Genomic DNA, 25,100 nt, shown 5'->3' with positions numbered 1-25,100 from the left:
AGTGGCGAGCCCACGTGTCCCACGATCGCGAGATACTCTATGTTGTTGGACTTAATCGCTCAGCCAGATACTTAAGACTGAGAGGATAGCGATATTCGATCCCTGAATGGGTGCCGTCAAAGAGTTCAAAGAACAGGTCGGTAACGCCAATCTTTTCCAGGGCAGCCCGGAAAGCGTTGGCTCCCACATCCAGGAAATACTGATCTCGCCGTCCGGCGTCAATATAAATGGCCTTCATATTTCTCAGGATCTCAGCATGCTGAGGCACCATACGTACAGGGTCCCAGGCCAGCCAGCGCTCCCACACTTCGGGAATAAGGACGCCTGTACGTGGATCATAGGGGAGCCGTACAGTCCCATCAGGATCAGCTGAGTAGCAGGCGGCCATACACCAATCGTTGAGAAGGGTCTCATCACCACTTTTGGTGAAGGCTGGCCGCGTCTTAAACTCCTGCCAGAAGTTTTCAAATGAACCGCTATAGCGATCTCTGAGTGTGCGAATTGAACTGGGAAAATCCAGCAGATAACACATCTCAAACAGGGCATCCCCTGCATGAGTTGCCAGCCCTCCCCACAGATCCGGGCGCAGCATGGGCGTGATCATCGCCCCATAGCCGCCACTCGATTTGCCAGCGATGCCACGATGAGCAGCCGCTGGTACAGTCCGATAATGGGCATCAATCCATGGCACAATCTCATCACAGAGATAGGTATGGTAGCGACCAGTTCCAGGCGAGTCTACAAACTGGCTCCCCCCATAACTTGTCCAGCAGTCAACCCAGACCATAATACAGGGCGGGGCTTCTTTTCTGGCAAAGAGCTCATCGGCCAGTTCTGGGAAATTTCTGCGGAAGGCCGAACGATTGCGCCACATATCTAACTGACCTGTCAGGCCCTGAATCATATAGATGCTTGCATAACGACGCTCTGGCTCATCATCATAGCCGGGTGGCAGATAGACCCAGAGCGGACGCTGATAGGGATCACTGAGCGCATTCCCTTTCAAGACTTCGCTTTCAAATACATGTTCTTCAAAGCGCCCCTGCAACGGACTTGACCATGGCAACATACACGAGATCTCCTCAAGCACAAACTTTCAACAGCCAACAGGCATTAGCAGTAATCAGGCCATATGTTCCAGTGTAACACGTAGCGTAGCATCTTTGAAAAGCTCTTACGAGCATTAGCCTGAAAACCCCATGATGAAGAAGGTGCCTGCTCTTACACTGGCAAAGCCTTCAAGAGATAAGGTACCATAACCGGGCCTTCTGGCAGTACTGCAATACGCGCATGAGGTCCATATTTCTGGAATAATTGCTCAAGTGTGGCTGAGAGGTCCGTAGCTGGCAATAATTGTGCCGCTCTTACTACGTCATCAGTGAGGCTTGAGTGAAGGTATACATCGGCTTGCAGCTGGACCAGAGCCTGCTTCTGCACCTGCCATTGATCGTTCATCCGAAAAGCTGGAGCTGTAATCATCTCAAGGAGTGCGGCTGGTGTCGGACGCATCTGAAGGAGGGCCTTAAAATTACCATGTTCGGGCAGACCATCTCGACATTCAGCGACTGCCACAATCGCTCCACCCGGGCGAACAATCTGAGCCGCCGCCGTCATTCCCTTCACCGTCTGATAGAGGTTCTGATCCAGTGGATAGCCGTTGTTGCTTGTAATCACAATATCAAAGGGAGCTTCAACTGCCCGGGTGGACAATTTTGCCACTGCTTCACATCCTCGCGCATGCGCCGCCAGATAGTCGCCTGCAAAAATATTCGTGATATGGCGCTCCTGATCCAGAGTGACATTGACCAAAAAATCTGGCGGACAAAGGCTAACTGCCTCCCGGATATTCTGCTGCACTGGATTATTCTCCAGAAGCGCCCAGGTAGCATGACTATCTCCGATCAGGGCCGCACTATGCAATGCCTGAATGGTCTCAATCCCAGCCAACCCCGGTAAGATCCCTTTGGGGCCACCTGAAAAGCCTGCAAAGAAATGCGGCTCAATAAAACCAGTTACGATCGTAAAATCAGACTCAACATAACGACGATTCACCCATACAGGTACACCCGCCGGTGTCTGGCCCTGATAGCTAAGCGTCTGTCTGGCAAAGGCATCATGATTGACAATCTCAACTGTATCAACAATCTCTTCACCCAACATCTGGATCAGTTCTGCCCGTGTATTGGCTCGATGGGAACCCGTTCCATTGAGAATAACGATCTGTGAACGTGGTACATGAGCAAGCTCCTCCAATAGCCAGGGCACGATACGCTCGTTTGGGGTTGGGCGTGTAATATCTGAAATAACGATGGCAACTCGATCCTGTGCTCGCACACGTGAAGCCAGCGCCGCACTCGCAATCGGTTCACGCAATGCCAGCTGAAATGCATGCCGCTCATCTGCCAGTGGAGGCACTGGCTGCGAATGGAAAACGACTGCATCCTCAGGGACAGAAATCACTCGTGTTGTGCTTCCATAAGGAATAGATACCAGCATTGTCAGGCTCCTTCCATGCTCATTGAGAGGAATCAAGAGTAGACGTTCATGAAAGGGTTTCACCACCCAGTATGAAACCTGTATTTTCAGAAGAGTTCGCTACATAGAACACTATACCCTGAATGTACGTCCCCATTAAGCTCCAAATTTATATGCAGGCAGGCCGCGAATACCAGTTTTAAGACGGAAAAGATCTCCAGAGAGAGGAAAATTACGACGATCCTGATCCTCAGTCTGCGCTGAAGTAATATAAAGCTCATCCAGGTTGCGCCCGCCAAATACACAACTGGTCGGACGGAGAACAGGCATGGTAATCACCCGCTCAATCCCTCCGTTGGGAGCATAACGAGTAATACGAGAGCCATCCCAGCGAGCGCTCCAGATATATCCCTGGCTATCAACAGCTAAGCCATCAGGGACCCCATCCTCAGATGTGGAGTCGACAAAGACACGTTGATGCGAGATAGACCCGGTCTCAGCATCAAAATCAAAGGCAAAAATCTTTTTTAAAGGTGTATCCGTAAAATACATGATTGTATTATCCGGGCTCCAGCCAATGCCATTGGCAATCGAAACACCATGCAGCATCTCGTGTAGCGAGCCATCAGGATCGAGGCGATAGAGAATCCCTACAGGCCCATTCCCCATCGAACCAGCCCAGAAGCGGCCCTTACAATCAACAGCACCATCATTGAAGCGCATGGTTGGATCATCACCCAGTGGCCGCGCCAGGTAATCCAACTTCTTCTGGGCCTTATCCCAATACGCAAAGCCCTCTTTCGTTGCCATAATCAGACCACCCGCTTGACGAAAAGCCATCACTCCAATCGCAATCCCAACCTTAGTAGTGTCTTGCTTATCCGAAATAGGATCAAAACGGCTGTAGGTGTGATTAAGGATGTCAACCCAATAGAGGGCCTGCTCATCTTCACTCCAGATCGGGCCTTCTCCTAATTTATTGCGGCATGGCAACACATGTTCAACCTCGCTCACAATCGTCTCCTTCGCAATGCACAATCGCAACGCCATTCCTGGCAACACCTCAGCCTGGATACCAACCAGCCTGATAGTGAAAACCAGCATCAACCAGGGCCTGACAGCAAGAGCTACCCGTAAAAAAAGAGGACCGCCTTTGCTGGTGGTCCTCTAAGGGCTCCTCGAACAGGATTCGAACCTGTAACCAATCGGTTAACAGCCGATTGCTCTACCGTTGAGCTATCGAGGAAGGTTTTTGCTCATCATTGAATAAACTATACCTGATTCAAGCCAAAAAGTCAATCCTTTTTTCGTCTTGTCTTGTGCCACATACCTGGAGCCACCTCTCTCAACAACCAGACTTCCCATTTTTAAGCAACCAAAAAGAATAGAAGTATGTACCTGCCTTGACAGTTGAGAGCACTCGTTCTATAATACGAGAACAGATTTAGAACAAATTTTCGAAGGAGCAGACGATGGTCGAACAGAATACTGCACAGGATCGTGAGGAGTCATACACTCGTTCATTCAATCCTAATGAGCACCTTGTCCAATTGAAGAGTCGTGAGGGTTCCAAAGATTATCTGCCAGTTCAGTGGCGACTCGTTTGGTTCCGCGAACAATGTCCCGAGGGGACAATCGATACAGAGGAAGTGGTCGTCGATCTAGACCGAGAGGTAGAAGAAGAGACCTTTGTCTGGAATGCTGAGAAGCGCCGCAGCGAGAAGGTTATTAAACACGCCAGAGGGTACGCTCGCTTCCGCGCTATCGTTACCGATGGCAAGGGTGGCCGCGCAACAGGCACAAAATCAGAGAATGCTGCCAGCTTCGGCGACTATGTTGAAAAAGCTGAGACTGGAGCTATTGGGCGCGCCCTGGCAGCACTTGGCTATGGCACACAGTTTGCACCAGAGATGAACGAGGCCCATCGCATCGTTGATGCCCCTGTGGAACGTCAGTCAGCTATGAACAATCGAAATAGCCAGAGCCATGAAACCTTTGTGGCAGCGCGTCCAACTGCATCGGTCCAGGACAATACACATAGTTCCGCGCCTCATTCATCGAAGCAACCTTCATCCGCGGATAGCGAGGCCGAAGGGAGTATTCTTGAGCAGCAGCTCTCGAGTATTCGTAAATTATCCGACTATCTGAACAAACCTGAGCCTGAAAATCTGCCAAAGCTCAGCTTTGTGGCAGCCAAGAAGGTCATCCAGCAGTTAACAGCTGAGTATAAGGAAGCCAAACAGAACAGTAAAGCTTCTTAGATCAGTCTAAGGATGAAGAATGCTATGACTACCAATGAGCTTGCATCCGCTGCACAGCGGATGCAGCAGAAATGGTCCGATCTGATCAAAGCAGAGCAACAGGGGGCAACTCTCCTCCAATTAGAGCGCTTGTACTCCTCATATATGCTTGCCGTTGAGGAGTATAATCGCTGCTCCGCTCATAAACATACCGATCAGGATCTCCCAGAAGAGACCAATGTACCAGCCGCGTTTGGTAAAACGTCTTCGATCAGACGAAAGAAAAAAGCCTCGTAGCGCCTCGCTGTATGCCGTGTAACCTCTCACTCCATAGCTGATCTGAGCTGTCTGATCTCTATGCTCTCCTAATAATCTTCCCAGCCCGAACGGCGTGTAGGCCGCGCTGGAGCCTTTCCCGTTGTATGGGCTATACTTTGACCTGGTGTACCAGGTGTATCCTGACCTGGAAGCGTGACCGACCTCACGGTCTCCATGAGATGCCTCATCAACTGTGGCAACCATGTAGTCAGGTAATGCTGGCGCTCATTGTCCAGGTACTTTCCGCCATAGCGCTCTCGAGCATAGGCTTCGGTTAGCTCACTCAAGATCTCTGCATCAGAAGGAGATGTTCCGTCCTTTGCTCTTGAAGAGCTATGGGCTAGCGTCAGGATACGTTTCTGGTATTCGGTCGGGGTTTCATGCTCTTGTCGCACAAGGTCACTCCCTTTGCTCGCCATTGAAAGCAGAAAATCTCTGTATCTCGCACGAGCTGAACCAGGCGTTAGAGCCACTAACTCCAGACTATCATTATTTCCTTGCTTCTGTTCCTGACGGCGCTGACGTAGAATTGCCGCTCGATCTAATTGCTCACGTACTTCCTCTTCCTCAGACTCCACAACGACCGAGTCCTTGCGTAAACGCTTCTTGAGAGTCATTGCGATGAGTACAACCGCGAGCACAATCAGAATAGCAACGATAATCTGCCAGAGGAGAAGTGGTTGATGACCATTTGAGGACTGCGCTAATTTGGTAAGATCCAGCTTTGTCTCTACCACTCCCTCTTGTTTTGTCTGTGTACTGGACGAGCCAGGAAAGAAAAAGGTATAGATGGTCGATCCTAGCAGAAGGAAGATACCAATTCCATACAATGCACCATTAATCAAAAAACCAAGCACATAGAGCAGGCCAATTGCCAGTTGCCCCAGAGCCCACCAGACGGGTTGCAACAGAGCCGCTGTTGAATCTAAGGGAATCGCCTCCAACCCTATTGCAGCCAGCACAACCGCAACCCACACCAGGGTCATACCAGTAACCCAGCTTCCAGTAACGTCCTGACGCTTCCCTCCTTCAACCATATGCTGCGCCTGCTCTTTCTGGATCTTACCGATTGTAGTAAATGAAAGAGCAATCAAACCAGACAGGAAGAAGAGAGGGAGGGCCCTCGCCAGAGCTATCTCGAGGGCATTATCCCAGATCTGCAATAGCGCAAACCCCATTACCAGCAAGAGCACACAGAAGCCGATCTTAAAGACCATAATCAGTGGTTCCGAAGATAACCCTTCACGCACCCGATCCTCGCTACGCTTCCAGGACCAGATGAGCAGACCGATAAAGAGAAACAGTAACGGGGTATTGTCTAAATGCCATACATGGGTCAAAGCTATGATCACAGCTGCGAGAAATAGACCAGACAGCGATGAAACTAATCCATTGCGCTTTAAAGGGCCTCTCCGCTGGCGCAGGGCCTGTACTCCCATCTGCCACCAATGGAGCCCAAGCAGCAGGAGAATAACACTGCCTGCATCTGGCACAAGACTGTCAGGGCCAAACAGATGAGGAACCAGCAACTGCATTGCCAGGAGAATGGGCTGAGCCTCCATAATAGCGGAGGCCACAGGGACTGCCAGGATCTCAATCCAATTGGAGGCGAGTAGAGCTCGTACCGATGTTCTCTCCTTTTCCTGCCCCAACGGTGTTGACGAGTTCATGCCATTTCTCCTTTCCGCCAACGTGATAAAGGCGTATAGTCTGCGTCTCTGGCTCTTGATAGTCTTCAGGGAGATCACCAACAGTGACAATGGCAATCGTATTTCCCCGTATCCGTCGCTCCCAGAGACGAGCTAAGGTCGCTTCATTTAGCGTCTCAACAGGGCTAACTACAACAACCGTCGTCCCGGATGGGAACATCTCATCCTCTAATTCAATCATGCGTTCAATCGGAGTGATATGAGAAGGGATCAAACGAGCTAATGTAGTGAGAATATGCTCATACTGACCATGGTCTAACGAAAAAGGGATGGTAATACCTGCTGGTGAGATAGTGAGGCCATTTGACTTCAAGATCTGTTCCTGGTTCTGTAAGATATCTGTTGTTGCCTCACTAGAAAGTTCGTGAGTGGTTGTCACCATTCCACTATTAGCAAGCATTCCAACCGCATACCCCTCCTCAAGCCCCCATACTGCCAATGAGGCCGCCACCGAGATGCAAAACTCCTGAACCTCTAGATCGACTCCTTTCTGGAGCCCCGTATATGCCCAGGTATCTAACACAACCAGGAGCCGACGCATCGTCGTTGATTCAAAGATCTTACTGCGTAGCTCACCAGTACGGGCGGTCGCCTTCCAATCGATTCGCCGTGGATCATCGCCCAATTGATAATCTCGTATGCCAGCAAACCAGAGTGGGTCCTCTAATAACTGGCGCTGCCCCACACGCTCTCCAATCGTGCGTACAGGAGGAAGGTTTAATGCCTCCAGAGGAGCAATCAAAGGATAGACCAGTAGCGTCTCATTGGCTGCAAGATAACGTTCGCTCTCGATCCAACCAAACGGATCGCTACAATTGAGTCTCGTCGGCCCAAAGACATGAAAACCCCGATCCTGACAGGTCATCCGATAACGTCGCGTTACCCGCTGATATGGCCACAATAACCAGGTGCTAATTAATGTATCTCGTTGAGAGAGGGTTTTCCGCTGGCCAACGACAGTAAGAGGAGGAGTGATTGGATTCTCAATTTGTAACCAGGGCAACGGCAACATTTTACGATTCTCTACCACGACTGAGAGAACCACTTCCTCACCAAAGAAAAGATGCTGATGATTCACCCGCTGGCGCACCAATAAATGCTTCAGGGCCAGCCGCAGCCAGAGTTCTGGAATCAGGGCCACGAGCAACGTCAGAATAGCCGCTAAGAGCATCAGAGGCATCTTGAAGACAATACTCAGAATAAAGAGGAGCAGCGCCAGGTAATACCAGGGGCGACGCTTTTTGAGAAGCGCACGCTCTTCAAGCGTCGATAGCGAGCCTCTTTTTTCAACAGCGCTCATGCGTTCATCACCTTTTTGTAGGAGGTGACGCTAACGTCTCAACAGGCACAGGAATACCCTGGATGATCTCCTGGATAATCTCTACCGTCTGTTTCCCACGCATACGATTACGGCTGGTTGTCTGCAAACGATGGGCAAGCACTGCTGGAGCCAGCAATTTAATGTCATCAGGCTGCACAAAATCGCGGCCCTGGATAGCCGCATAGGCCTCACAAGCTCGATAAAGAGCCAATGCGCCACGAGGGCTGACGCCCAGCTGAATAGCAGAATGGGTGCGTGTGGAGCGAATAATCGCTAACAGATACTGCTCTACCTCTGGCTGCCATTGCACCTGACGCACGAGACGCTGCAAAGCCACAATCTCTTCTGCCGTAATCACCGGCTGCAACTCTTCGAGAGGCTCATTATTTTTAAAACGGCGCAGAATAGCCTGCTCTTCCTCCTCAGAGGGATAACCTATCTGTAAACGCATCAAAAAACGATCCAACTGGGCTTCTGGAAGAGGGAAGGTTCCTTCTAGCTCAATCGGATTCTGGGTCGCAATCACGAGAAATGGGCGTGGCAACTGTTTGCTCTCACGCTCAACTGTTACCTGGCCCTCAGCCATTGCCTCTAACAGAGCAGACTGCGTGCGAGGTGTGGTACGGTTCACTTCATCCACTAGCAGTAATTGTGAAAAGAGTGGTCCCTGGCGAAATACAAATTCATTCTGCTTCTGGTCGAAATAGCTCACACCAATAATATCGGTAGGCAGGAGGTCAGGCGTGCCTTGAACACGCTGAAACTCGGCTCCTAGCGAGCGCGCCAATGCCTTCGCTAACACAGTCTTCCCCATACCGGGAACATCTTCGATGAGTACATGTCCATCACTCAACAAGGCTACCAGCAGAAGGTCGATAATATCAAGTTTACCGATAATTACGCGAGCAACATTACTGCGTATCGCTTCTGCTATATGTTGAACCGTGCTGAGAGAAGGAGCCACCGCTTCATTTGCCATCAGTGTGAATCTCCAATCTTTCATGTTACGCTAAAAAAGCTTCTCGTACCCAGGGGGAGGAGACGGAAGCCTTGGCCAAAAATGGGATGTGAAAGGTATGCATCATTGATGAAACACGAGATATCACGTAATGGTTTGAGTATAACACGCTCATAGTACTATTGTCCAGTTACAATCTCAAATTATTAGCAAATACGATAAAACATCGAATGAACCTCTTTCTATTCATCGCAATATTTTCGACAATAAAAAGACCTACGATCTGACAGTCTTGTAATTAAAACTACTATCAGATCGTAGGGCCACACAAAAAATAGTTAGAGCCCTTTAACGAAGGTGGTTAAAGCATTGGCGACGGCGTCGGCGGCATCAAACAGAACCAGATGGCCAGCATCTGGCACAATGACCAGTTCGGAACCAGGGATCTCGCGATGCAGACGCTGAGCAAATTTAACTGGCACCTGCTCGTCCTTCTCACCCCAGACAAGCAAGACAGGCTTATTGAGAACAGCCAGATCAGAGGAGACGGAATTGGTATAAAAAGGCACAAGGAGACGTACATGCTGGAAGAGAACCTCTTTCCCCAGTTCGCTCTCCCAGGGCTGCACATACGTATCGAGGACGTCGTTGAAACCTTGAGTATTGACGACCGCATGCGGGAGGGTAGCTCGCAGCTCTTTGATCAGATCTTCTAACGTGATCTGCTTCGGAGCATCAAAATCAGCCTTCTTCTCCATCTCGGGCAACGGCCAATTTTCTGCAAACGAATGCGAATAGGCAATAGAGTCTACCAGCACAAGGGCAGCTGTCTGCTCACGATACAGACGCGTGGCAAGGATCTGGGCCACACCACCACCAAGACCATGTCCAACCAGGACAATATTCGTTAGATTGAGCTCTTTAAAGAGATAAGATAATACATCTGCATGGCCCCAGACAGAGGTGTCGGCGGGCCAGGGATGATCCGAGTGACCATAACCCAGCATATCAAAGGCATAGACTGCTCGATTGAGTCCTGCCAGTTGCGGAAGCAGGCCCTCCCAGGCAAAAGCACCGGCGACGATATCATGCAGCAGGACAATGGCACCATCGGTTCCATATTCCGCACCCTGTACGGTATAGCTAATTGTATAATGAACAGAACGTGCCGTACGCCGCTCAAGAGCGCCAGCAACGTTTGGGGTTTTACTTGCCATATTCCCTCTCTTCTTCCTTTTTTTAGACAGTTATAACGACCACTAACAGCCACAAACGGGCGAGGACAGGCTCTGGTCTATCTTATGAGTGCCGTCTGAGTGCCGCCAGCTTAAAGCGCCCTTTCCCAACGTGCCCTCGTCCACCTGTGATCGTCAACACTCCCATTTGTACTATTCTCATCGTATACTATAACGCGTAGGAAGCGGCTTGCACAAGGAGATTTCCTAAGGGTACTACTTTATAGCAACCAAACAGCAACCAAACAGCAACCAGGAGTAACCCGACGTAAATGGTTGCTGTTTGGTTGCTGTTGAAGACTCCTTTTGATCGTCTGAACTGCACCATATCACGAGAGCCACCAGGAGATATGACATGGGGAAGGTTCGTATGCATTATCTCCTGATGTGTTCACATTCTGCAGCAACTCACTGTCTAGTGGCGTTTTGATCCCACCAACTAGAGCTCAGCTTTAGCGTAGAGCCCGGGCACATTATAGAAGGCGCTAAAACCAGCATAGCGAGCAGTCTCAGCTCCGAGCTCATCCTCGATGACAAGCAAGCGATTGTACTTAGCCACACGCTCACTACGTGAGGGGGCCCCGGTCTTAATCTGTCCAGCATTGGTTGCAACCGCCAGATCAGCAATGGTAGTATCCTCTGTCTCACCCGAGCGATGAGAGATCACCGCAGTGAATTGTGCGCGTTTGGCCATCTCAATGGCATCCATTGTCTCGGTCAGCGACCCGATCTGATTAAGTTTCACGAGAATGGAATTGGCCGACTGCTCTTTGATGCCACGGATTAAGCGCTGTGTATTGGTCACAAATAAATCATCGCCGACCAGTTGGATGCGACTGCCAACGCGCTGGCGGAACAGAGACCAGCCCTCCCAGTCATCCTCAGCCAGGCCATCTTCGATCGAGATCAAGGGATAGTCATTAATCCACCCCTCATACAGATCGATCATCTCTTTGGAGGTCAGTGTACGCCCCTCGCGAGCCAGGCTATACTTGCCATTCTCAAACAGCTCAGTTGCAGCGGCATCCATACCCAGGAAAATATCAACCCCGGGTCTGTATCCAGCAGTCTCAATCGCGGCCACCAGTACATCCAGAGCCTCACGATTCGTCTTCAGCGAAGGGGCAAAACCGCCTTCGTCGCCAACATTCGTATTCAGCTTCTTATCATGGAGCACCTTCTTCAGAGCCTGATAGACCTCAGCTCCCATCCGTAGAGCCTCACGGAATGATGAAGCCCCCGCAGGCAGGACCATATATTCCTGAAAATCGGTTGAATTATCTGCGTGTTTTCCGCCATTCAGAATATTCATCATCGGCACAGGCAGGGTACGTGCCGAGACCCCACCCAGATAGCGATAAAGTGGCTGATACTGAGCCGCCGCCGCCGCCTTTGCGACAGCTAGAGAGACGCCCAAAATAGCATTTGCGCCAAGCTTCCCCTTATTAGGAGTACCATCCAGAGCAATCATCACCTCATCCAGAGTTGCCTGATCAGTTGCATCAAGCCCAACAATGGCGTCGCTAATAATATCCTGTACATTAGCCACGGCCTTGAGCACACCCTTGCCACCATAGCGCTTCTTATCTCCATCGCGCAGTTCAACGGCTTCATGAGCACCAGTTGAAGCACCCGAAGGAACCGCGGCGCTCCCATGAGCACCTCCCATTAACAGGACTTCTACCTCTACCGTAGGATTACCACGAGAATCGAGGATCTCACGAGCAGTAACAGCCTCGATAGTTGTGATATCGTTTGTATTTATTGCCATCTCTTTTGTTCGCGTAATGCGGGTACCCCCAGGTGAACCAGGGGAAGGAGCATCACGCATTCCTTTCTCTGCCGTAATCGTACCCGTCTGCTCGGTGGAGACGGTGCATGTACTTCGGGTGAACATCCTTCTTGCCAGGGACGCAAACCGGGGCGATGCCGGATCGCAATTCGCCCATGAAGGGTTCCTGACGCATAAGCATGATGCATAACTGCCCAACAGTTACTACAGTCTGGATTGGATTGCCCGCGCGAGACTTCCTTGCGCGGCTATTGTACATCCTGAAGTGGGACTTGGGCAAGGGTTGCGTTTCTCCATAGAGATCGGTCAGCACGACACAGTTTTTTTTGCGAAAGTGTGTCGTGCTGACCGGATGCGCAGCTCGTATTACATGCCCTTATTTATATTCTTCTAACTGCAATAATGCCTGATGAATCAGATCAGTATGTTCAGGCAGACCAACTGTTAGACGAACATAATTGCTCAAGTAGGGATGATGGAAATAGCGCAGCAAAATACCCGACCGTTCGACAGCCTGCTTCACATGCTCAATCTTCATTTCATCCTCATCAACACGGGTCAGAATAAAGTTGCCTTGTGAGGGGAGGGGGTCCAGATAGCGATGGCTCTGGAGAATTGAGAAGAGGCGCTCACGCTCCTCGACGATACGCTGAACCTTATCTAGCGTATAATCCAGATGATTGAGCGTCTCGATAGCTGCAATGTGACCTGCGAGATTTACCTCAAATGGACACTGAGCCCGACGCATATAGGAGACAATCCAGTCGGGAAAAATGCCATAACCAATGCGCAAACCAGCCAGGCCAGCCCACTTACTAAAGGTTCGCATCACAATCAGATTGCGATACTGAGGCACCAGATGAGCAAAGCCTTTGGGGTTATGCGAAAACTCCACATAGGCCTCATCAACCATCACAATCCTGCCTGTATCCAACAACGTCAATACATCCTCTTCGCTGACAGGATTTCCGGTGGGATTATTGGGGGAGCAGAGCACAATAATCTTTGTTTCAGGAGTGAGAGCCTTAATAATGGCCTCGACATCAATCTCATAATCATCTGCGCGTGGCACTTCCAACACATAAGCGCCACAAAACGTTGTAATAAACGTATAGAGCGTAAACGTTGGTGGACACGAGAGAATGTTATCTCCCACAGTCAGAAAGATATGATACAACAGATTAATTAACTCATTACTGCCATGGCTAATAACAATGTGTCGGCTATCAACCCCTGTATAAGCAGAGAGAGCCTGTTTTAGTGCTCGTGATTCCGTATCAGGGTAGTTATTATAGGAGAGATGATTCCCTAAAGCTTCAATCACCTGGGGTGCAGGTCCATAGGGGCTCTCATTGCCATTTAACTTAATGAGCTTCTCAACGGGAATACCTGTTCGTGCGCTAAAGGATTCCAGTGACTCTCCGGGTATATATTCAGCCATTCGGTCCAATTCAGGGCGCACATGAACGGGACGTGGGGAATAACTATACATGGTCTGTCCTATTTTTCAGAGTCGGCGTCCACAAAAATTTGTGCAGGGCGACGAATGAGCGAACTGCGTGGAGCCGCGCCAGGTGTTCCATTGAAGAGATTGCCACTCGTATTCCCTCCAAAACGCTTCGTCAATGATGGTTGCACGACTGGTTGTGAGTGTGGTGTCTCAGTTCCATTATCGGCAGGTTGCTGGATCATATCCAGTCCTCGACGCAACGTCATCATATCGCGCATAAAGCAAGCCACTGCTGAAGCGGCGGAGCCTTTATCTTTAGAGGTATCAAAGCGACGAGCAGTGGCTTCTCCAGCTGATTGGGCTGCCTGTGCCATTGGATCGGAGGTTTTCGCGGCGTAGACATCCTGGAAGATATCATCCCACCCACCCCAACGACCACGCAGAGGTTTCCAACCTAATTGACTATCGCTGACGGCACGCCATTTCTCTTCAGTGAACTGAATCCAGTCATCCATCAGGCGAGTAATCGCCTCAACCTGCTGGTAGAGCCGCTCCTCCTCCTGGGAAGGACGCTGATTAAAGCCCTGTTGGGGGAAGCCATCGGTGCTCTGTTGACTCACATATTCGTTGCCGCCTACCTGGGAATAGTTCATGGTAGACTGACCTGCAAAACCGTTCGCAGAGAAAGCTGTAGAGCCGGGGAAGAAGCCATTCCCATTGATGGCCCCCTGGCCGCCCGGAAGCCCCAGAACTGGAAGCTCGGTCCCCGCCGGGAGCTCACCGATAATGTGAATACCGCTCGCACCCAACATAGGCGTCATGATCGTTGTTCCATCCTGCAACATGATGCTCTCATTAATAGAGGGCATCCCACCAATCACTATCTCTTCATGGCCGACTGCATCCAGGATGCGCCAGGCCAGATTGGGGTGTTTCATTGCCCACCAGAGCCGTCTTCCCAAAAAGGTCGCTGCAAAGGCAAAATTTACAATCAACCAGACAACACCGCGAACAGCCAACCAGTTGACGAGCGCAATGACAATAATCCAATACCACGTGTCATGCTGTCCAGCCTCTTCTATAAAGGTCAGAACGGCGGCCACCGTCAGGCTTGGATCGCGAAGTGGATTGATAAAATCCAGAATGCGCCAGAGCCATTTCCTGCCAGTTCTCTCTTCCAATGTGCGCTCCTTCTTGAAGTTGTGCTGCCGCTGGGTCGGCAAAACATATGCATCTCTGCTTCTAGCAGGGCAATTCTAGCATGTGCCCTGCATATCCGCAAGTTTCGTTCTTAGATAGTAGTTATGGGTTATCTCTACTGCCCCTATCACAGGACTATAGGCCTCAATAGATGAGAAAAAATATCTTCTCTCACTCTAATCTGAACGAGTTTACCTCACAAATACAAAAAAAGCGGTACTATAGTACCGATTTGTGCTATGATACATCAAGGTGTTGCACTTCGAACGCTTCTTAAAGAGGATGATGGCTCGCGCTAAGCCCTATCCATCAAGCAGGCTATTTTGAGTCTTTCCATACCCAGCTATACGTGTCATCAAATGAGCAGTCTCTGACGTATTGTCAGAGAACCTTGTGCTGTTTCAGAACTGGAGAACGAACAGGGGGGTACTGGCGATGCTCAGAAAAGTCTAGGAATTATGTTTCCTTATATGGTAACATTATGCTTGGGGACTTGCATAGCTTCGTCATGCATGCATTGGTTCGTTTGTAGGTCAAACTGTTTCGGGCCCTCTCTCTTCCGCTTTTGGGGGGATTGGTTAGAGGATCAGGCCACAAACAAGAACAGTACGCACCTGTTAGAAAGGATATGCCCATGCCAACGCGGAAAACGACAAAGGTCCCTCCTCCGCAGTTAAAGCATGCTCGCCGTCTGATTATTGCTTCTAATCGCGGTCCGGTTGAGTTTCAACTTAGCCAGGATAAGTCTTTAAAAGCAAGACGAGGAGCTGGCGGTATGGTTACCGCTCTGATCGATGCGGGGAACCGAATGGAGGTCACCTGGGTCGCAATGACTATGACTGAGGGCGACCGACTGGCTGCAAAACAGGCTCAGGAACGAGGGGAGGCCCTTCAATCTCCACTCCCAGGCCAGAATATGCACCTTCACTATGTTTCCGTGACAAAGGATGCATATCGCAAATACTATGAGAAGATCAGCAATGAGTTGCTCTGGTTTTTGCAACATTATATGTATGATCCTACCCAGGATTCTGCATCAGCTAGCCAATTACAAGATGCCTGGACTAATGGCTACACCATCGCCAATCAAGCACTCGCAGATGCGGTAAACGCTGAGATCGAACGCGAGGAGGGCGTTCCAGTTGTGATGTTGCAAGACTATCATCTCTATCTGGTCCCCGCTATGATTCGCAAAAAACATCCCACGATTATTATGCAGCAGTTTATCCATATTCCCTGGCCGGATGTACGCTGCTGGCATTTCTTGCCAAGCAATATCGCTCAGGCAATCTATAGTGGCCTGGTTGGCAACGATATCATTGGCTTCCAGACTGAGCGCGATGCTCGCAATTTCTTAGAGGGGGCACGCACGCTGCTCGATGGGGCTGTGGTCGACTTCGAGGAAGGGGCCGTCTGGTGGCAGGGCCACCGTACGCAGGCACGAGCGTATCCTATCTCCATCTCTGTCATTGAGGAGCGTAAGGCGATCAATAGTGCTGCCGGTAAGCGCTCTGCCGCTCTGTTGAAACCTCTGTTTCGCGAACATACTATCGTTCGCGTCGATCGGGTAGAGCCTACGAAGAATATTATTCGTGGTTTTCAGGCCTATGAGATGGTGCTCGAGGAGCATCCTGATCTCCATGGCAAGGTTGTGTTTCTTGCGTTTCTTGTTCCTTCTCGTCAGACGCTTCCTATGTATCGCCGCTTTGATATGGATGTACGTGCCATCATTGAGGATATTAACAATAAGTATGGGACCGATGATTGGGTCCCCATTCAGGCTTTCTTTGGCAATGATCGCTTACGCGCGCTCGCTGCTATGCAGTCCTGTGATGTGTTGTTGGTAAATCCTATCATCGATGGGATGAATCTGGTCGCGAAAGAAGGGCCAGTTGTAAATCAGAAGGATGGCGTGCTGGTTCTATCTCGTACGGCTGGCGCTTTCCAACAATTAGCGAAGGGCTCGATCCCTACGTCTCCTACGGACGTTGTGGAGACCTCTCAGGCATTGTATACGGCTCTGACTCTTTCTCCTGAAGAGCGCAAACAGAAGGCTACCTTTGCTCGCCAGGCTGTCGAGCGCAGCGATCTTAACACATGGATGGTGAAACAGATTCAGGATATTAATGAGTTGTTAGAGCGATCGTTTGCCGCTTCTAGTTCAACGGCTGGCTCTGCTACGCCCCCTCAATCTGAGAATAATCGGGTTACCCCTGACTCTGATTCCGGTATCGCTATCGCGGCTAAACCAGCTTAACACAAGGATGTTTTGAAGGCTCTTAAGGCAATTTCCTGTTTTATTTCTCTGGATGAGATGCGTTTTTATGCCGTGTAACACAAGAGTAGAGGTACCTATCGGTACCCCTACATGTGTACAAACAGCTAAGCTTTTTCCTGCTGGTGCAGGCCAGCAACGATTCTCTCGAATAGCTGGACCATTCCTTCTACTTCTTGCACAATGATGTCACCATGTTCTAAAAGGGCCGGTAACGTGTCTTGATGCTGCACAACAATCGAGAGGGCAGTGTAGCCCTCCTGACGCAGTGTTTCAATTTCGAGAATGGCGTCAAGATCGGTCCGATCATCACCGGCAAAGAGGACGCTTCGTAAGCCAAAATGATTGACATACCGACGTAATGCATGCCCTTTATTGATCTTCAGTGGCGCAAGTACCTCTACTACCCGCTTCCCTTCTCCCAATCGCATCTGAAGCCTCTGCGCTGGCTCTCTGAGAAGTGCCAGCAGTCTCTCTCTGGTCTGCTCGGGCTCGGGCGCGAGACGATAGTGGATCGATCCTCCAACGTTTTTCCGCTGCACAATCACACCTGGAAATTCGGTGAGATGGCTCTCGACCAGGTCCAGTAGTTCCTTGCCCGGCTCTACATAGGGCAACGCTTCTGGTAGTAATTGGATCGGATGTGTCTCCGGAAGGCCATCACTCCACTCCAGGCCGTGAGTCCCAATATAGGTTAGTCCGTCGACATCAACCAGGCGAGCTCCATCTTTGACGGCTCTCCCCGTAATAATGCCTACATGAGCGTACGCGCTCGCCTGGCGTAACAGTTTCTCCACGCCTGTATATAATCGCGCTTCGTCTGGAGTAGGAGCTATGGGGCTGAGTGTCCCATCAATATCGAACAACAGACCCAGTGGTGATTGCATCAGAAGTGGCTGAATTTTCTCGGTCATCATAACAAATATTTCTCCAGGCTTTCCTTCAGGTTGAAATTAAGGATAGCTACCATATGTAGAATGTCTGATTACCGTCGAGGTCGTCAACCTGAACCTTTTTTGACTCTCGGTCCTTCGCATCAACAAAGAATGATAGCAACATTTTACGCCATCATAAATAATGGACCCTCCACTCTCATACAATGATCACCCATTATGAGCGATTTATCACATAAACACGTAGGGCCCATCATTCATGATGGCCGTGGTAACCCACTCCTCCCTGTCCCACCCTCATGATCGCCTCGCGAACACACTCCCCATCTCCCACCCTTTATACCAACCACCACTCTTCCTTACAGGACGCGAATATCTACTTCATTCTCTTTACCCAGAACGACCTCTGTATGTTCCCCCATCCGAATAAAGCGGAGGTGAACGCGGCGGCCACCCACAAACAGACCATTAATCTCTAATGTATGTAACCACTCTGGTAGCGTTGGCTGATGGAGCGTTAAGCGGTGAGCCTCTGCATTGGGATGCAGCCCTAGTAAGGCGCTAATCAGGATAAACGGTGCCCCGGCAGCCCAGGCCTGTGGCGAACAGGAGACAGGATAGCGCGTTGGCCCATAGCCTGGACGACGCACAAAACCACAATAGAGCTCTGGAAGACGGCTATCTTCATAATACTGACTGGCCGCATAGAGACTTTTCAAAACCTTACCAGCCTCATCCTTGCCACCTTGTAGCGCAAATCCAGCCCCAATCAGCGCCGTATCATGAGGCCAGATCGAACCATTGTGATAGCTCATCGGATTGTAACGCTTCTCACGAGTAGACAGGGTGCGAATCCCCCAACCGCTGAACATATCTTCCTGCATCAGGCGTTTGATAAGCAAGCGTGCTTTCTCGTTGGGAACAATCCCGGTCCAGAGGCATTGACCAGCATTGGATGAGACGACATCACAAAGTTCTTTATTCTCGGCCAGTGCTTGATAAAAAACATGCTCGTCTTCCCACCAGAATGTCTGTAAGAAACGCTCTTGCAAGGCCTCGGCCCGCTCTTCCCACTGCTGAACTGCCTGCATCTTACCAAGCTTACGAGCAAGTGTTGCCATACTCTGATAGGCGGCATAGACATAGCCCTGCACCTCACAGAGAGCCTTAGGAGCGCGTGCAACACGTCCATCGCCATGGACAATCGCATCCCAGGCATCTTTCCAGCCTTGATTGCTCAGGCCCTTTTCAGAGGCGGTATGGTACTCAATAAAACCATCTCCATCGCGATCCCCATACTCAACGATCCATTGTGCAGCCGCCTCAGCATTGGGCCATATTTTGTCCAGAAAGGCGAAATCATTGGTCCAACGTATATACGCCTCAAGCACAATCAGGAAAAGTGGAGTAGCATCTACTGTTCCATAATAGGGGATATAGGGAATTTCACGAAGATTAGCCATCTCGCCGGTGCGGAACTCATGTAAGATTCTCCCCGGCTCTTCGTCGGTAAAGGGCTCAACTTTCGTGCCTTGATAAGCAGCGAGAAATGCCAGGGTCCCCTGAGCAACCTGAGGAAACCAGGGCAAAAATTCAAGCGCTGTCAGCAGTCCATCTCGTCCAAATGGGCAGCTAAACCAGGGAATACCCGCAAATGGATAGAAGCCATGAGGTGTCATGGTGCTAAGCATCATCAGGTCGTTCATGCCTCGCTGCAACAGTTGATTAAAGAGGGGATCATTTGTGCTGATCGTTGGAAGTTGCTGTTCACGCCAAAGGGTGGTCGCGGGCGTGGTCAATATCGTCTCTGCATTCCCATCATGCGTATTGATGGTTAAACGAATGGTAACAGGCTCGCTTCTCGGCAAAGACAGCACCCAATCAATCCGCTCAGCACTCACCAGAGAAGTTGCTGGCTCAAAGGCAATATGGGTGCTCCGCTCAACAGTATCAAGACCACAATAGCTGAGGACGATCCGATCACGCTGGACTTTAGGGGCCTGGAGCGTTCCTCGTAGAGGACGTTGCATCCCTCTGACTTCAAAGAGATCACAGAAATCAGCACCAATTTTAAGACTAAGACGAAGTTGCAGCGGCTCGGTTGCAAAATTGGTCACGGTAAAGGTCTGCGTCTGATAGTCCTGTTCCAACTCAATGTAACGGTTGACATGAACAACTCCGGCTTCGACTAACTCCCCACCAGAACTGGTAAAAGCTGTGTTGGTCAGGTCAATGTGAGCGCTATCACCAATATCTGCTACCTGATGAGAGAGCATCGTTAAAGGCAGTCCCTCTAAAAACAGGTTACATGTACGCAAAAATCGCGTCCCATGCCGAAAGAGCCCCATCTCCTGACGAGCTGCTAATAGATCTCCGCAGGCGTCCGCAAGCAGAAAGGTATCGCCACATTTCAATGTGAGTGTAGAGGTACTGACTTGTTCTCTACCTTCTATCAGTGCAAAGCTGTTGATAATTTCTTCCTGCTCTAATGCAGGTAACAGCTTCATTTCAATCTGATCTGTCATGACATCCTCATAATTATGAATAGTTTGTGACCAATTCTAGCACTTTGATGGGTTTGTTTCTGATCAATCCTGACATAAAATTGGTGGTGACTTTATGAGTACTAGTTATGAGGACTGGAAACGTAGCAGGGAGTAATGTAGAAAACATGCCAGAGGATGGTTGATTATGCTGCTAGCTATTTCTCTATCGCCTATAGCGACTCTCTAGATAATAGTTAGATACTAGCTGTCCCCTCAGGCGGCTTTGCCTACCAGCGCTCCACCGCCCAGATGGACGGGGTGGCGTGTACCTCTACTACTATGTTTCAGTACTCTCTGAGTTATAAAGCGTATAGATCTTTTGAGCTGCAATGCCTTGTTAAGATCCAGCACGAGTCAGTGTCATTGGATCAGGAGGCGCGCCAGACGCTGCTCTCGTATGAATCGATCACCGCCTATGACACTATTCTACTGAGAAGGCCCTCAGATAGTCCATTGACGATGACGTTTGTCTCTCTGCTCTCTAACAAAATGTACTACCAGGTCTTGCTTTACAGATCTTCATCGACCAATATTCCCTCCTCCTTATCAATGAGCAACCAATCTCCACCGCACCTATTGATGAATAGTATAGCATTTGCGATCTTCATCGGCCATATAGAAACCCTAACAATCTCATCACATATAACGGTCAGGCTGCATTCATATGCTTCTGCTTCTTAATAGTAGCATAAAAAATTTATACTTGTGTATCCGTATAATTACGTATTTTCAATCAAGTATTTCCGCTCGCGTATTGTTAGTGATCTGCAAATAATGAAATGTTCCAGCAGAAAAAAATCAGGTGATAGGACAACAGGAAGCATAATAGCCATACCTATGCTTTTATGGCCAGTGGCCTCTTTTATTGATAGCACCCCATAGCCTCTGGTCGCTATGCGATGCCATCAGGTCGCTATGCGATGCCATCAAGTCGCTATGCGATGCCATCAATGAGTGGAGGTTAAGCTGCCTTACCAGCGCTGATGAACCTGTGCTTTGATTCGCGTCTCATAGAGCTCTTGAATGCGATGCATGGTCTGGTCACTAAGAGCTGCCAGAGCACTTGCCTGGACATTATCACTCGCTTGTTGCTCATTCTTAGCCCCAGCAATCACTGTTGTGACTTCGGGGAACATGAGAATCCAACGCAAAGCCAGTTGTGTCATGGTTGCGCCCTCAGGCACCAGGTCACGCAGTTCTTCAACGGCTGCCAGGCCAGTTGCATAATCAACGCCTGAGAAGGTCTCTCCTTGATCAAAAGCCTCTCCATGTCGATTATAGTTGCGATGATCGTTGGAGGCGAACTGTGATTGGGCCGTGAATTTTCCAGTTAAGAGGCCGCTCGCTAATGGCACGCGAACAATGATGCCTACCTGATGCTGACGGGCGGCTGCAAAAAATGCTTCGGCTGGTTTCAAACGGAACATGTTAAAGATAATCTGTACACTCTGGACATTTGGATAAGTAATGGCTTGCAAAGCTTCTTCGACTTTCTCGACGCTCACCCCATAGGATCTGATTTTCCCCTGTTTGATGAGGTCATCCAGAATGCCAAATACTTCTGGCATCGCATATGCCTCGCTCGGCGGACAATGAAGCTGGACAAGATCCAGGGCTTCAACCTCTAGATTTCTCAGGCTACGCTCAATAAAGCTGGTCATTTTCTGCCTGTCCGCATAACCAGCCGCAGTATGGGGATCAAGGCGACGACCAGCTTTCGTGGCAATGATAAGGCGCTCTTGATGCTCTTTACGCACCTGAGCAATCAACTGCTCCGAATGTCCATCGCCATAGACATCGGCTGTGTCAATAAAATTAACCCCCAGCTCAATCTCTTTATGGAGCGCGGCTAAGGCCGCTGTATCGTCTTTCTGGCCCCAGGCATCTCCTCCAATTCCCCAGGCACCAAAGCCAATCTCAGAAACATCCCAGCCAGTTCGTCCTAATGTTCGATATTTCATACACATCTCTTTCTTTCAACTTTGCGCTGGAGCTATTCTCCTGCTCTCTGTACTCACTATCCTATCACTCAACTTCAGACTCTGGCAGGCTCAATGCCTTGCATGACTTCTTTCCCTCTTTTCTGCTATAGATTGACATGCTTCACCTCAACCCGATAAAATTTAAATGCGATAAACTATAACTGTTTAGTGAATGGTAGTTTTTTAAATTTTGCTTTCTATGGCTTTATTTTATATACGCTCTATTCCTGGTACCCAGACGATGCCTGGACTGTCTGTATGCTAAGCTGAATAATCTCTTTCTCTAAATCCTGGCACTATTTTGGCTGTCTGTATTCTAAGATTAGCAATCTGTTGAACGTTGACTATTCTATTTACATAGTATTAAGGGGTAGCTTCATGCCACGATTTCCCTCTCTACGGTCATTCAAACATATGGAGACCGAGATATCGGGAGGACCGGCGTTTGGCAGCGATCCAGATCACTCATCTCTTGCTGGCCTTCAAGAACTGGCTGGGACTCCTGAGCCAGTTCTTCAATCTTCGATCCAGCCGATGCAGGATGTGGCTGGTGCTCATCAGCTTTCTTTCGCACAAGAACTTTCTGCTTCATCCTCGGTACAAACTCTGGTCCAGCCGGCTCTAGAGACGAACCAGGAGCAGAAGGCTGCGGCTCCTCTACGTGCACGAGTAGTGATTCATGGCAACCGGCATGCCCTTCGTCCTGCCAGGATTGTCGTCCCACAACCACCTCTGCCACGCCGGTTGCGCTCTGGCTTAATCCTGGGCTCTACATTCATCGTCGCAGGTCTGATTCTCTTTTCATTGACTCCATTAGGTGCTGGATCAGCTGGCTTCTCTTTCTTCCAGGGGAGCATTAAGTTGGCTGAGGCTGCACATAATCTGACGGGGATAGATGTTCAGGGACAGCATGCCATCACACCAACTCCATCGGATCCTATGGTCAATGCCCCCATTGGCCCCAGCCCTATGACGCTCTCAAAAAGTCAATATGTCGATGTTGCGCGTCAGGCTGCAGCGGCGGCAGGCATTCCAGCCGACGCATTTGTCCGCCAGATTCAAGCGGAGAGTGGCTTCAATCCCAATGCGGTCTCTCCCGGCGGTGCAGTTGGGATCGCGCAGTTTATGCCCAGTACAGCCGCCGGATTGGGGATCAATCCCTACGATCCTGTCTCCGCTCTCAATGGGGCTGCTCGCTATATGGCCAATCTCTCTGCATCCTTTGGAGGGGATTATGCCAAAGGGTTAGCTGCTTATAATGCCGGAAGTGGTGCGGTCCAGCGTGCTATTAATGCTGGAGGAGCCGATTGGCTGGCCTATATGAATGGCACGACTCAGAACTATGTTCATACCATTATGGGATACTAAATGATCAGGCTCTTGCAGAATGGAGGCCTGGTACTCTGCTCTCTGGCTCTGTTCAGAGGGAGGTTCAAAACCCCGTTCATCAACGGAATAGGTATGTTACAATAAGGATATGCTGAGAAAACTTACTGCAACACGCTATGTGATACCTTTGCGTGAGGGCGGATCGCTCCCTGCTATCGTAGAGGCCGATGACGATGGGCTCTATGTGCTCAAATTTCGTGGCGCGGGCCAGGGCCCCAGGGCGCTGATTGCGGAACTGGTGGCTGGGGAGATTGGACGCGCATTAGAATTGCCTGTACCAGAGATTGTCTTTGTTGAGCTCGATGCCAATCTCGGTCGCTCCGAGCCCGATTTTGAGATTCAAGCCCTCATTAAGGCCAGCGTGGGCTTGAATCTGGCGCTGGACTATCTGCCTGGATCAACAACTTTTGATGCTCTGGATGTCCGCTCGATGGACCCTCTGCTGGCTTCTTCGATTGTCTGGTTCGATGCCTACATTACTAACGTCGATCGCACACCACGCAATACCAATCTGCTCTTCTGGCACCGCCGCTTGATGCTCATTGACCATGGCGCGGCTCTCTATTTTCATCATATCGATTCCAATTATTTAGAGCGCAGCCGCAGTCCCTTTACATCGATTAAGGGTCATGTGCTTCTGCCAGCCGCCAGCAAGTTGTTAGAGGCAGACCGCCTTCTCAAAGCACGACTTACACCCGCTCTGATCCAGGATATCGTTAATCTTATTCCTGCCGCCTGGCTGGAGAATCCAGATTTTACCGATGTAGAGGCACATCGCTCTGCCTATGTCGCTTATCTGTTGGATCGCCTGGCATGTTCAGAAGTTTTTGTAGAGGAGGCGTTACGTGCCCGCGACCAGCTATGATTACGCGATTGTTCGCGTTGTACCTCGCGTCGAACGAGGCGAGTGCATTAATATTGGTGTGCTTCTTTTCTGTCGCACACGTCGCTTTCTAGGTATGCGCGTTCATCTAGATATGAAGCGGCTCCAGGCGCTGGCTCCTGATTTAGAGCTCACGCTGTTTCAACAGCAGGTTGCACATCTGGAATGTGTCTGCCAGGGCAATGCCGATAGTGGTCCTATTGGGCAGCTTTCGCAATCCGAGCGCTTCCATTGGCTTGTCTCTCCGCGCAGCACCATTGTCCAATGCTCACCCGTACACTCTGGTCTCTGTACCGATCCTGAAGCGGCCCTGGACAATCTGCTCAAGAAGCTCGTTCTGCCTTTACAGGGTGCTTATGATCTCTAGCAGGACGTCTCCTTTCCTCTCGTCCCACTCCGCTCTGTGAGCCCATCCATAGCTTATTTGAAACTTT

19 protein-coding genes and 1 tRNA gene are annotated in these 25,100 nt (G+C 50.0%); 6 read left to right on the top strand and 14 right to left on the bottom strand.

The genetic code is table 11. The features are described 5' to 3' along the window. Window positions 1–37 precede the first annotated feature (37 nt). From EL628_RS05045 to EL628_RS05030, 4 genes are all read right to left on the bottom strand, one after another. Window positions 38–1,069: an alpha/beta hydrolase gene (locus tag EL628_RS05045; RefSeq protein ID WP_126578807.1), complete on the bottom strand. Its 1,032-nt coding sequence runs from the start codon at window positions 1,067–1,069 to the stop codon at window positions 38–40. Between the two features lie 152 nt (window positions 1,070–1,221). Then, a complete protein-coding gene (larA, locus tag EL628_RS05040) occupies window positions 1,222–2,496 on the bottom strand; it encodes a nickel-dependent lactate racemase (protein WP_126578805.1) in 1,275 nt (424 codons plus the stop codon). Window positions 2,497–2,631: 135 nt separating this feature from the next. Continuing rightward, window positions 2,632–3,525, bottom strand: a complete 894-nt coding sequence (locus EL628_RS05035; RefSeq protein ID WP_161975283.1) for an SMP-30/gluconolactonase/LRE family protein — start codon at window positions 3,523–3,525, stop codon at window positions 2,632–2,634. A gap of 124 nt (window positions 3,526–3,649) precedes the next feature. Further along, window positions 3,650–3,721: transfer RNA gene (locus tag EL628_RS05030), tRNA-Asn, on the bottom strand. Window positions 3,722–3,947: 226 nt separating this feature from the next. Here EL628_RS05030 and EL628_RS05025 point away from each other — a divergent pair. Further along, complete coding sequence (locus tag EL628_RS05025; RefSeq protein ID WP_126578801.1) at window positions 3,948–4,736, top strand: hypothetical protein; 789 nt, start codon at window positions 3,948–3,950, stop codon at window positions 4,734–4,736. Between the two features lie 24 nt (window positions 4,737–4,760). Further along, window positions 4,761–5,012, top strand: a complete 252-nt coding sequence (locus EL628_RS05020; protein ID WP_126578799.1) for a hypothetical protein — start codon at window positions 4,761–4,763, stop codon at window positions 5,010–5,012. Window positions 5,013–5,080: 68 nt separating this feature from the next. Here the strand turns inward: EL628_RS05020 and EL628_RS05015 are convergent, their stop codons facing one another. The 7 genes from EL628_RS05015 to EL628_RS04985 all read right to left on the bottom strand — a co-directional run bounded on the left by EL628_RS05015 (window position 5,081) and on the right by EL628_RS04985 (window position 14,679). Further along, entirely contained in the window at window positions 5,081–6,703 is a 1,623-nt protein-coding gene (locus tag EL628_RS05015) for a DUF4129 domain-containing protein (protein ID WP_126578797.1), read from the bottom strand. Continuing rightward, a complete protein-coding gene (locus EL628_RS05010) occupies window positions 6,627–8,042 on the bottom strand; it encodes a DUF58 domain-containing protein (RefSeq protein WP_126578795.1) in 1,416 nt (471 codons plus the stop codon). Before EL628_RS05010 ends, EL628_RS05015 begins: the two co-directional genes overlap by 77 nt. Before the next feature lie 7 nt (window positions 8,043–8,049). Further along, on the bottom strand, window positions 8,050–9,042 hold the full coding sequence (locus tag EL628_RS05005) for an AAA family ATPase (protein ID WP_126578793.1): 993 nt from the start codon (window positions 9,040–9,042) through the stop codon (window positions 8,050–8,052). 317 nt (window positions 9,043–9,359) lie between these two features. Then, the gene (locus EL628_RS05000; protein WP_126578792.1) at window positions 9,360–10,238 is read right to left on the bottom strand and encodes an alpha/beta fold hydrolase; all 879 of its coding nucleotides are present in this window, start codon (window positions 10,236–10,238) and stop codon (window positions 9,360–9,362) included. Window positions 10,239–10,695: 457 nt separating this feature from the next. Further along, window positions 10,696–12,006: a phosphopyruvate hydratase gene (gene eno / locus EL628_RS04995; RefSeq protein ID WP_126581875.1), complete on the bottom strand. Its 1,311-nt coding sequence runs from the start codon at window positions 12,004–12,006 to the stop codon at window positions 10,696–10,698. Window positions 12,007–12,424: 418 nt separating this feature from the next. Next, complete coding sequence (hisC, locus tag EL628_RS04990; protein WP_126578790.1) at window positions 12,425–13,540, bottom strand: histidinol-phosphate transaminase; 1,116 nt, start codon at window positions 13,538–13,540, stop codon at window positions 12,425–12,427. 8 nt (window positions 13,541–13,548) lie between these two features. After that, the gene (locus EL628_RS04985; RefSeq protein ID WP_126578788.1) at window positions 13,549–14,679 is read right to left on the bottom strand and encodes a hypothetical protein; all 1,131 of its coding nucleotides are present in this window, start codon (window positions 14,677–14,679) and stop codon (window positions 13,549–13,551) included. Between the two features lie 653 nt (window positions 14,680–15,332). On the opposite strand from EL628_RS04985, the gene EL628_RS04980 reads away from it, so the two are divergent. Continuing rightward, entirely contained in the window at window positions 15,333–16,955 is a 1,623-nt protein-coding gene (locus EL628_RS04980) for an alpha,alpha-trehalose-phosphate synthase (UDP-forming) (protein ID WP_161975282.1), read from the top strand. A 125-nt stretch (window positions 16,956–17,080) separates the two neighbouring features. On the opposite strand, the gene otsB is transcribed toward EL628_RS04980, so the two are convergent. From otsB to EL628_RS04965, 3 genes are all read right to left on the bottom strand, one after another. Beyond that, a complete protein-coding gene (gene otsB / locus EL628_RS04975) occupies window positions 17,081–17,890 on the bottom strand; it encodes a trehalose-phosphatase (RefSeq protein WP_126578784.1) in 810 nt (269 codons plus the stop codon). Window positions 17,891–18,225: 335 nt separating this feature from the next. Beyond that, complete coding sequence (locus EL628_RS04970; protein WP_126578782.1) at window positions 18,226–20,391, bottom strand: amylo-alpha-1,6-glucosidase; 2,166 nt, start codon at window positions 20,389–20,391, stop codon at window positions 18,226–18,228. 992 nt (window positions 20,392–21,383) lie between these two features. Further along, window positions 21,384–22,373 (bottom strand): aldo/keto reductase, encoded by a 990-nt coding sequence (locus EL628_RS04965; protein WP_126578780.1) that lies wholly within the window; start codon window positions 22,371–22,373, stop codon window positions 21,384–21,386. A gap of 399 nt (window positions 22,374–22,772) precedes the next feature. On the opposite strand from EL628_RS04965, the gene EL628_RS04960 reads away from it, so the two are divergent. The 3 genes from EL628_RS04960 (at window position 22,773) to EL628_RS04950 (ending at window position 25,033) form a co-directional block, all read left to right on the top strand. Beyond that, window positions 22,773–23,762 (top strand): lytic transglycosylase domain-containing protein, encoded by a 990-nt coding sequence (locus EL628_RS04960; protein ID WP_218028870.1) that lies wholly within the window; start codon window positions 22,773–22,775, stop codon window positions 23,760–23,762. Between the two features lie 109 nt (window positions 23,763–23,871). Further along, a complete protein-coding gene (locus EL628_RS04955) occupies window positions 23,872–24,648 on the top strand; it encodes a HipA family kinase (RefSeq protein WP_126578778.1) in 777 nt (258 codons plus the stop codon). Next, window positions 24,629–25,033: a DUF3037 domain-containing protein gene (locus EL628_RS04950; protein WP_126578776.1), complete on the top strand. Its 405-nt coding sequence runs from the start codon at window positions 24,629–24,631 to the stop codon at window positions 25,031–25,033. The genes EL628_RS04955 and EL628_RS04950 overlap by 20 nt, the downstream gene beginning before the upstream one ends. Window positions 25,034–25,100: the final 67 nt, after the last annotated feature.

The organism is Tengunoibacter tsumagoiensis, from assembly GCF_003967535.1.
Lineage (GTDB): Bacteria > Chloroflexota > Ktedonobacteria > Ktedonobacterales > Ktedonobacteraceae > Tengunoibacter > Tengunoibacter tsumagoiensis.
The sequence above is the reverse complement of the archived record's forward strand: the minus strand, read 5'-3'. Positions and strand labels throughout refer to the sequence as shown.